Below are 8,178 nucleotides of genomic sequence, written 5' to 3'. Positions count from 1 at the left end.
TTGGTGGCATCATTTTATTTCAGGAAGTGGTACCGGTTTGGTTCAGGGCGGAAAGTGGCCTGACTTGGAGACCAGAGGCATCAGGTGGCCTGCTTTACTCAGAAATGAGTGGCAGGGTTTGGTCCGAAATAGACAAGCTGAAGTGATCAATCGTCCTTAAGGCAGCGAATGGAAAACCCGAAATCCTTGATGTCGTAGTGCTTGAGCACGTAACTGTTGAAATATGCCAGGCCATGGTAAAATGCGTAGTTTGTATCTAACTGCGAAGAAGACCAGAAGTAACCGTAGAAGAGTTGGCCACTGAAGTATCCACTGCTGCCGCTGCGACCGCCCCCTGGAAGACCGGTAAAGCCGCTTGTATTGTCCCCGCCAACATTTGGAAAATTCCAATGGAAGGTTCCGGCTTCCTTGAGATGGCCGCCAGCATCAAATCCCCTCCATCCTGTTAGATCCCATTCCGGATCTCCTACCGGATACTGGCTGTCAACAGTCCCTTCCAGGATCTTCCATTCATTGTCAGTTGGAATATGCCAGCCATCCGGACAAATCCCCTGTGCGCTTTCTGTAATCACATACTGCATCGCCTCCGGCCATTCATACAGACCACCATAAACATCACAGTTCGCCTCATCATTATTGTAATAGTATTTCTCGATGGTATCATTATCCATTTGCTGAAAACCACCCTGAGTGCTGTTTATCTTGGTACCTACGTTCAGGTTCTCTGCCATCCAGCATTGTGTGCTTATCAGAACCGTTGCATACGATTGTCCTGCATATGACAGATCATCACCACATGTAAAACCATCAGCTGCAAAGCTGATTACCACCTCATCCGCAGAACTCCCGCACTGTGTCGTAATCGTCCAGGAAAGTGTGTACTCATTCCCTGCCACACCCTGAAACTCGCTGGTCTGGCTAGCAGGAGTTACGATCGTTCCGCCTGATCCGCTTACGATCGCCCATATTCCAGTACCATAGGTGGGACTATTTCCTGCTAAGGTTGTGGATGTGCCGGGAACATTCAACTGATCAGGCCCGGCATTGGACTGGGTGGGCTCAGGCCAGCAGCCTTTAAGGCAGCGGATAGAGAATCCATTTCCTTCATAGCTGTAGTTGCGATATACGAGGGTATTACTATGGCTCAGTAGGCGGTACCACCCATAGCTCACAAGTTTTAGTGATGAAGACCAGAAGTAACTGTCCTTACCCAAGTTGTAGTAACTGCCATCGCTACTGTAGCGGTTTCCACCCGGCAGTCCACTAAAGCCACTTTCATTAGTAGCACCTGTATTGGGTTGATACCAGAGGCCTGTACCTTCTTCAATCGTACCGGTGGATTTCATTTTCCCGCCTGCAACAGATGAACCCCCTAAATAATCAGTCAATGTTATAAACTCCCCATCCGTGGGAATATGCCAGCCTGTTGGACAAATGCCCTGTGCGCCTTCCGTTGTTACATATTGCATTGCCTCCGGCCACTCGTACAGGCCACCATATGTGTTACAGTTCATTTCATCATTATTGTAACAGTACTTCTCAATGGTTATATTATCTGTTTGCTGAAATCCTCCCTGGGTGCTATTGATCTTTGTGCCCACATTCAGGTTTTCTTTGAACCAGCATTGCTCTCCAATTTGCACAGTAGCATAGGTTTGCCCTTCATAAAGCACCGGTGCAACACATCCGCATGGTATCCCCGGCACCTCCATGATGATGTTCACCAGGCCGATGACATCCAGCACGTTGATCCCTCCATCCGCATTTACATCTGCAGCATCTGAATCAAACGGACTGGGATTCCCGCCCATGATGTAGTTGACCATGGTGATGATGTCCAGCACGTTGACCAGACCATCCTCGTTCACATCGCCGCACAAAAAATCCTCTACCTGGGTTAAGGATGGCATATTAGGGGCATAGGCCGTATGTTTATTGAGGATGAACGTCTCATCCAGAGACCTTATATTGGCCTGGATTACGTTGTTATTCCCCAAAAGCATTAGGGCTGCTGTTACTATGAAAAGTAATTGTTGTTTCATGGCTGTCTGGTTGAGGATGATTAGGTATGCAATATACATAAATACAAGGGGATACGCAAATATTCATCCAAGTATTTAAGTGTTCAGCTTTGTAATTTTATTATATACTCATTATTATATTAACAATCTGCAGGTTATGATGTAATGATCAATGATAATGATGGTCGATTGATAAATCAAGGACATAGCAGGTTAATTTTACTAGAGTAATGGATAGAAAGTACAGCAGGAGGGGCAAGGAAGTACAGGGAAAAGAAGGTAAAAGAAATTCGCCTGTGTGAACGGGCTTGCCGGTGATGACCATACCTGTCCCCTTGTACAACCTGCTGACCCCCGCCCCAATTTTTTTCAATTTTTTTCACAAGAGCGCCCATTATCTTGCCAGGAGACCCTGCCGAATCGCTGGCGAGGAAAGCCCCCGACCCTTGATTACCAAACACTTAAATCTTCATCATCATGGTACAGATTATTGATTACAAGCAGCGCGTGAACGCTGCAGGCGAGCCGTTTTTTTCGCTGATCGAACAAGGTGGAATTGAACTGGTTCAGTCCGGCGCCACAGGAAATTTCTACGCCACGGCCAAGAAGGCGTCGATCGTTTCAACCTTCAACGAGGCCACATTTAAGAAGCTCATCGGGACTGAATTGCCGGGCAACGTGGAACGTATTTCGTGTCCCGAGTACGAATGGCAGGTTCCGGGCACCGGCGAAACCATCGTACTGAACTACACCTTTCGGTACAATGCGCAGCCCACCACCATTGAGGAGACCGTTTTTGAAGGAAATCCGGTACCTGTGCGGTAAAGACAGGGTCAACAGTTCACAGGGGGAGTCGGCAGTAACAGCTGGCTCCCTTTTTTATTCACCTCAAAACGCTTTAAGTCACCTGGAGACGGACTGGATGTTCAGGGTGATCATCACCCACCAACAGCTCCCGGAGATCAGAAACATGAAGTTCCAGCTGTGGCAAATACAGCATAATAAAGAAGATCAGTTTTTCATGTTCCTGGCGGACGTGAACGATAACCTGATCGTGATCAAAGAGCTGAGAGGCATCGAGTTCCCGTTGCCGTTATTTTTCATCATTGTCTATGATGGAGTCGTACAGCTCCAAAACGAGTACAGCCCTTGAGTAAGGATCAGCTGATCGAAGAGATCAACCGCTACTGCAGTCCCGACAGTCTCCTGATCGTCTACCGTCTTGGGGAGCTCGTCCGCATCCACTGTCCTTTCCGGGTGAGGGTGATCCACAGCGTCGGGGTGTGCCGGCAGGGCCAGGTAATGATTGTGGACTCCGCGAAGATCAGCCCGGACCTGAAGCTGGTCTACGTCATCGGTGGCAAGGTGTACTACCATCACTATTTCAGAATCCTGGGGAAAGAGGAGGGATGATGCCCATTCACGCTCCCCAGCCTTACATGAACCGTTTTGTTATATATTGATAAATTATATAGCTATCTTGATGCATATCATCATTTAAGACGGCTTGAGTCCTTCCGGGCCATCCTTTCCGGGTAGCCCGTGTATGCATTATTTACATTGAAACATTAACACAACAATGAATGAACGAAATCAAAGTCATAAAACAGATTCAGGGCAACACGCTGAAGGAAATAGACATTAATTACAGGCCAGCCGTCCAACTGAAGGAAGTACCAAAGATTAGCAGTTCCATGGATGCCGTGTCTTACCTCCGTTCCGTATGGGGCCGAAGGATAGAACATGTAGAGGAGTTCCTCATCCTTTGTCTGAACCGTGCCAACCTTGTATTGGGATATGCTCGTATCAGTCGCGGCGGCCTGCACGATACCGTTGCCGATCCCAAGGTTATCTTCCAGGTTGCGTTGAAGGCCAATGCCTCCAGCTTAATCCTATGCCACAACCATCCCTCAGGGAACACAGAACCCTCGGAGAGTGACAAAGCGCTGACCAAACGTCTGGTGGAGGCCGGCAAGGTGCTGGAGATTCAGGTTTTAGATTACGTCATCCTGACCTGGGATTCCTACTTCTCCTTTGCCGATGAGGGGATCTTCCCCGAAAGGTGAGGTCTGATCCTCAGTTGAAGCTATACAGATTATTCCGATTACGGGGGGCAGGACGACCTGCCTCCGCTAAACCATTAAAATCATTACACATGACAACAAATGAAAACACATTGATCGTGGACGTTCCGTCCCGCAAATAAAGCCGGACTACCGTGGAGCTTGCTCTTCCATTCTACGGCCGTATTCCGGGAGAGAAGAGGTGGATACGCATCGCCGACAAAGCGGATGATGCATGGCCGGAGATTACTACCATCACCATCGGTCAGGAAGGATGCGACATCTTTCACTGGTTCTCGATGGAATTTGTCGATATCCACGAGTTCGCACCCTGCACCCTGGAAGAGTGGATCGGTGCCAAGTTCGCCATATGCGGGTATGCCATGAACCTTAAAAATCGCTGAGCCATGAAAACATCACAAACAATTTCGACCATCAGCAAGGCCCTGATTGAGTTTCAGGGCAGGATGGTCAAGGTCACCAAGGATGCGGTGAATCCGCATTTCAAGAACCGGTATGCATCCCTGTCGCAGATCGTCGAGTCGGTGCAAAAGCCGCTGAACAAATGCGGCCTGGCGGTCATACAGCTTCCTGAAGGCGACCACGGGCTGGAGACTGTACTGATCCATACCTCCGGGGAATACATCGCTGACCATGTGTTGGTCGAAGCCGAGAAGTATGGACGCGGCTTCACTTTCCGCGGCTCACAGTTCCAGGTGACCATCCGCCGGACGTTTGACTATTCCGCTGATGCTGTCTGGTCCGCAATGGACAGAGCAAAAAAGCAGCGGGAGGAGATGCTGAAACACCTGTCGGCTCCTGTTGCAGATCCGTAGACCGGGGAGATGGTCTACCCGGCGAAGTACAAGGCAACACGGGTGCTGAGCGTGACGCTGGCAGGCGGATGATCCGCAGGTTGCAGATACTTGTCTGATGAGGGGGCAAGGGAGGAGTACTTCCCCAGGCTCCCTTTTTACCTTTACTGAATCTAATTCAGGTAAGGTATTGACTTTCAGGTAATATTGTCGTAACTTACGAGGGCATTTCTATCATCACCCAACTAAATCTCACTATGATGAAAACACATGTATCATTGATCATTATCCTTATCGGTGTATTGGTCTTTCAAATGAGTTACTCAGCCTGGTCCCAGGCACCGCAGTCCTTCAAATATCAGGCTGTGATGCGGGATAAGGCAGGGCAGGTTTTGCCAAACCAGGACATCAGCCTGCGGATCAGCATTCTGCAGTCCACTATGGATGGACCGGAAGTGTACCAGGAGGTGCATTCGGTCACTACCAGTGAGTTGGGACTGGTCAACGTGGAAGTAGGACGAGGCAAAGCATTGACAGGCAGTCTACCCTCTATTGACTGGTCTTCGGGCAGTCATTTCCTGCGTATCGAGATGGATCCGGCAGGAGAGATGGACTTTGAGCTGATGGGCGTGTCGCAGTTGTTGTCAGTACCGTATGCCCTGTATGCTGAAAAGTCAGGCAGCGGAAGCCGGGAGGCTGACCTTGACTGGGAGATGATCGGAAATGATGTGGTGACAGGTCACGGGGGGAGCTATCCCACCGGCAATGTCGGCATCGGGAACAACGCACCCGGAACCTTGCTCTATGTTGCAAAGAACATGGGTGAACCAACCATCACCATCCGTAACCTCGGCAGTGGCGGCGGGGCGACCTACGCGATGGTGGACGATTTAAGCGGGGCGGACTGGAAGTTCAAAGCGACCACCTACGGTGGCTTTAAGATCCGTGACCATCACTCCTCCTTGGATGTGATCGTCATTGAACCTGGCAGCGCGGCCAATGCCATTTACATTAAAGGGGGAGGAAATGTAGGTATTGGGACCGGCACACCCCAGTTCAAACTGGATGTTATAGCAGATGCACAGGTCAATGGTGTCCGGGTGGGCAGGGGAGGTGGCAATGTTTTATCAAACACAGGTGTTGGTAAAATAGCTTTAAATTCCAACACTACTGGCTATGGAAACACTGCCATCGGATGCGATGCACTTAAATTTAATACGACTGGTTATCACAACACTGCCAGCGGATCCTTTGCTCTTAGTCATAACAAAACTGGCTGGTTGAATACAGCTGTCGGATATGGTGCGCTTGCGTTTGACACGACAGGTTACCGTAACACAGCCGTTGGTGACTGTGCACTTTACCTCAACACAACCGGTAGTGAAAACACTGCCAGCGGAGCCTATACCCTTTATTCGAATACAACTGGTAATTATAATACTGCCGAAGGATACAGTGCACTTCTTTCTAACAAAACCGGTCACCATAACACTGCCTGTGGCAAGGAAGCACTTTATTCTAACACAACCGGTTATCATAACATAGCCATTGGGTACCGGGCGCTCTACTCCAACACAGCGGGTCTCCAGAACGTGGCCAATGGCAATGAAGCACTTTATTCTAACGCAACCGGCAATAATAATACCACCAGCGGGTGTGAAGCGGCATATACTAATCGGTCAGGTCATTCCATCACCTGTATCGGTTACAAAACGGATGTATCGGATACCGCATTGACAAACGCCACTGCTCTTGGTAATTTTGCAACTGTGAATAACAGCAACAAAATCCGTATCGGGAATGGAGAAATAACAGTTATCGAAGGACAAGTAGACTGGAGCTTCCCCTCTGACGGCAGGTTCAAGCAGAATGTAACTGAAGATGTTCAAGGTTTAGCTTTTATCCGTCAGCTAAGACCTGTGGTCTATAACTTCGATACACGGAAATACACCGAGTTCCTGATGAAGAATATGCCAGATAGCGTGCGCACTGAGCGCTTGAGTGGACAGGATTTCATTGCATCGGCGGCTATTCGTCACAGTGGCTTTGTGGCTCAGGAAGTGGTCAAGGCCGCTAATGACTGCGGTTATGACTTCAGTGGCGTACATGTGCCAGTGAATATTAACGATAATTACAGCATCGCTTATGGCCAGTTTGTCGTACCCCTTGTCAAGGCAGTTCAGGAACAGCAGGCGATGATCGAAGCACTGCAGCAGAAAGTGGCGGAGCTGGAAGCGGATCGGGGGAGATGATATCAGATTAACCGATTAACCGCTATCTGATATTTGATTTAAATCGAAAACCAAATCGAAAATCAAATCATTAATCAAATATCGGTTAATCAGTTAATCAGATAATCAGATATCAAACACACCCTCCCATAGGCTTTATACCGGTGCCCGGCATACCCCTTTCCAGGTATGGTATTGACTTTCAGGAATCATTGTCGTATCTTTCAGGACAATTTCATCTTCGTCCACCTAAATCTCATCGTCATGAATAAACACGAATCCCTGATCATTGCCATTACCGGCCTAATGATCTGTTCAATGAATTTTACCGTGCTGTCGCAGGCACCGCCATCCTTTAAGTACCAGGCTGTCGTACGGGATAAGACGGGACAGGTACTTGCCAGCCAAAACATCAGCCTGCAGGTCATTATCCTGCAATCCACCACGAAGGGTCCGGAAGTCTACCGGGAAGTCCATTCGGTTACCACCAGCGAATTGGGACTTGTCAATATTGAGGTCGGCAGGGGCAAAAGCATTTCCGGCAGCATGGCTGCCATTGACTGGGCTGCTGGAAGCCACTTTCTCCGCATTGAAATGGATCCGTCGGGGGGGACGAATTTTGAGCTGATGGGCGTTTCCGAACTGCTGTCGGTTCCATATGCCCTGTATGCCGAAAAGTCGGGAAGCGGGATGCGGGAGGCAGATCTTGACTGGGAGGTGATCGGGAATGATGTGGTGACCGGTCACGGCGGGAGTTACCCTGCCGGTAATGTCGGCATCGGGAACAATGTACCAGGATCTCTGCTTTACGTTGCTAAGAACATGGGTGAGCCCACCATCACCATCCGTAACCTCGGCGGCGGTGGAGGTGCTACATACTCAATGGTGGATGACCTGAGCGGGGCGGACTGGAAGTTCAAGGCGACCACCTATGGAGGCTTCAAGATCCGTGACCATGCAAATGCACTGGATGTGATCGTGCTTGAGCCCGGTAGTGCTGCCAATTCGATTTACATTAAATCCGGAGGGAATGTGGGCATCGGCACAA

General features: G+C 49.3%; 9 protein-coding genes. 8 read left to right on the top strand and 1 reads right to left on the bottom strand.

What is annotated here, in order from left to right:
* Positions 1-146 precede the first annotated feature (146 nt).
* A complete protein-coding gene (locus tag PKI34_13450; GenBank protein HNS18810.1) occupies positions 147-2,042 on the bottom strand; it encodes an FISUMP domain-containing protein in 1,896 nt (631 codons plus the stop codon).
* Between the two features lie 456 nt (positions 2,043-2,498).
* Here PKI34_13450 and PKI34_13445 point away from each other — a divergent pair, with 456 nt between their 5' ends.
* From PKI34_13445 to PKI34_13410, 8 genes are all read left to right on the top strand, one after another.
* Positions 2,499-2,846, top strand: a complete 348-nt coding sequence (locus PKI34_13445) for a hypothetical protein (protein ID HNS18809.1) — start codon at positions 2,499-2,501, stop codon at positions 2,844-2,846.
* On the top strand, positions 2,818-3,174 hold the full coding sequence (locus tag PKI34_13440) for a hypothetical protein (protein ID HNS18808.1): 357 nt from the start codon (positions 2,818-2,820) through the stop codon (positions 3,172-3,174). The genes PKI34_13445 and PKI34_13440 overlap by 29 nt, the downstream gene beginning before the upstream one ends.
* Complete coding sequence (locus PKI34_13435; protein HNS18807.1) at positions 3,171-3,434, top strand: hypothetical protein; 264 nt, start codon at positions 3,171-3,173, stop codon at positions 3,432-3,434. The genes PKI34_13440 and PKI34_13435 overlap by 4 nt, the downstream gene beginning before the upstream one ends.
* 170 nt (positions 3,435-3,604) lie before the next feature.
* Positions 3,605-4,087 (top strand): JAB domain-containing protein, encoded by a 483-nt coding sequence (locus PKI34_13430; protein HNS18806.1) that lies wholly within the window; start codon positions 3,605-3,607, stop codon positions 4,085-4,087.
* 152 nt (positions 4,088-4,239) lie between these two features.
* Positions 4,240-4,488, top strand: coding sequence for a hypothetical protein (locus PKI34_13425; GenBank protein ID HNS18805.1), 249 nt, complete (start codon positions 4,240-4,242; stop codon positions 4,486-4,488).
* Positions 4,489-4,491: 3 nt separating this feature from the next.
* The gene (locus PKI34_13420; protein HNS18804.1) at positions 4,492-4,920 is read left to right on the top strand and encodes an ERF family protein; all 429 of its coding nucleotides are present in this window, start codon (positions 4,492-4,494) and stop codon (positions 4,918-4,920) included.
* A gap of 239 nt (positions 4,921-5,159) precedes the next feature.
* Positions 5,160-7,151 (top strand): tail fiber domain-containing protein, encoded by a 1,992-nt coding sequence (locus PKI34_13415; GenBank protein ID HNS18803.1) that lies wholly within the window; start codon positions 5,160-5,162, stop codon positions 7,149-7,151.
* Between the two features lie 243 nt (positions 7,152-7,394).
* Positions 7,395-8,178 (top strand): hypothetical protein (locus tag PKI34_13410; protein ID HNS18802.1); only part of this gene is annotated, 784 nt, incomplete at its 3' end.

This window comes from Bacteroidales bacterium (genome assembly GCA_035342335.1).
In the GTDB taxonomy this organism is placed as follows: domain Bacteria; phylum Bacteroidota; class Bacteroidia; order Bacteroidales; family JAGONC01; genus JAGONC01.
Note: the sequence above shows the minus strand (reverse complement) of the source record. Positions and strands in the feature narration are given on the sequence as shown.

Bases quoted from the DNA above. Each gene is read 5' to 3' on its own strand.
- PKI34_13450 (HNS18810.1), bottom strand. From the start codon at position 2,042: ATGAAACAACAATTACTTTTCATAGTAACAGCAGCCCTAATGCTTTTG.
- PKI34_13445 (HNS18809.1), top strand. From the start codon at position 2,499: ATGGTACAGATTATTGATTACAAGCAGCGCGTGAACGCTGCAGGCGAG.
- PKI34_13430 (HNS18806.1), top strand. From the start codon at position 3,605: ATGAACGAAATCAAAGTCATAAAACAGATTCAGGGCAACACGCTGAAG.
- PKI34_13420 (HNS18804.1), top strand. From the start codon at position 4,492: ATGAAAACATCACAAACAATTTCGACCATCAGCAAGGCCCTGATTGAG.
- PKI34_13415 (HNS18803.1), top strand. From the start codon at position 5,160: ATGAAAACACATGTATCATTGATCATTATCCTTATCGGTGTATTGGTC.